The 1,738-nt window shown below is 34.6% G+C and carries 1 protein-coding gene; it reads right to left on the reverse strand.

All coding sequences use genetic code 11. The annotated features are described in order from the left end of the window. On the reverse strand, window positions 1-1,407 hold a 1,407-nt coding region (locus tag CCAL9328_RS10555), incomplete at its 3' end, for a PDC sensor domain-containing protein (RefSeq protein ID WP_170000625.1). Window positions 1,408-1,738 lie beyond the last annotated feature (331 nt).

The raw sequence follows: 1,738 nt of genomic DNA on the forward strand, positions 1-1,738 counted from the left end.
ACTAGCTATCTCTTCACCAAGAATATTTGTCGCCTTTTCTACCTCGCCCTTTGCATTTTGAATTTTAGCCGTGAAATTTGAGCCTCTATAGTTGTCAAAAACTTTTTGTATCTCATTTAGATCACTACCGACCTTTACTTCAAGCGTAGCAAGCATTTTGTTTAAAACATTTTTGAGTTCTACTATACCTGGATTTGCAGGGTTTTGTGTGATCCTTGCTTTTAGGTTGCCGTCTTCTATCATTTTTGCAGTATCAACGGCTTGGTTTAGGGTGACACTGTCTTGGTTTGCGGCTTCTTGAATTTTAGCGATACTTCCGTTTATCATATCCGCCATTACGCCAAATTCGTCTGTGGTTTTTATGTTAATCCTAACAGGTTGTTTGATCTCGTAGTTTAGGAAGCTAAAGAACGAATTTAATCCATTTGTGATATCGCCTAGAGGTTTTAGGAAGTAAGTCACGGCAAATATCAAAATACCCACGATGAAAACTATAAATAAAACAGATAAGATAACCTGGGAAACTAGCACGGAATTAAGTATAGGTTGATAATCACTTAGTGAATTTACCGAGCACACTAGCCAGTTTGCAGCTTTATATGTCTCACAGGAGCCTATCTTTTCTTCACCGTTGTATGTGTATTCAAAACCGTGATCAGGATCTTTAGTATGGCTATCTAAGAAAATTTTGCTAACGGCTAGATTCTCTTGTGAAGTTGATGTGATGTTTTCATAGTTTGGATGATACACAAAGTATGATTTTGCCATATCAACTATAACTATGTTAGAAGTTGGCGTATCTTTTATCATGTTAAGAGCAGCTTTTAGATCGTCTATGTAGATATCTACGCCGATAACACCTATTTTCTTGCCGTCAACGATGAAAGCCTTGCTTACGCCCGTTGCGTATTTATTTGTTGTGCCAGTTACGTAAGGATCGAAAAAGGCGATTTTACCGTTAGCTTCACTACCTTTTTTATACCAGCCTCTTGTTCTAGAGTCAAAGTTATCTCTATAAACCGTCTTGTGGTATATGCTTGAAATTTTACCTTTTGAATTTTCTGCGCCGACAACCTCGCCGGTATCTTCAAAACCTATATAAAGTTCGTCTAGTTTTGCAGCTGTTGCAAGTTTTTGCAGTTCAACTTCAAGCTCTTGTCTGTCATTTAGAAGGTGCTTGTTTTGTTTTAAAAATAGCTCAAATTGCTCTATGGCAAGTATTTTTGTGCCAAAAAACTCTTCAACAAAAACCTCTGCTGCTTTTGATGATGCTTGCTTTGAGTCCTTTGATAAGTTAATTATCGTGTCCTTGGACTTAAAGTAGCTAATGCCTGAAAATACGACAAAAGACAGAGTCAGTAAAGCCAGTATTATGACGGCAAGTTTGTTTGAGACCTTTCTCATCATTTCGTAAAACTCCTTTTTTGATAAAAATTGTCGAATGATATGCTTTTTAAAATTAAATTATTATTAATGAATAATCATTTTTTTATTTATCATAAATTTACGCTGTTTTTTGATGTATAAGTAGATGATTATGATACTGGCAATAGGGCGTTTAGAAAAGAGTGTGAAGAAAAGTAACAAAATTTAAATTTATATAATTTAAATTTCATTTTTGCAAAAATTTAAGTGGTAAAAAATGTGAATTTTCGAAATATTATTTCAAGCGAGAAAATAATCTCGCTTGATTATGTGAGTAAATTTGTCTAAAACTTCCTCTTCCTTACATCCTCAA

Source organism: Campylobacter sp. RM9328, from assembly GCF_012978615.1.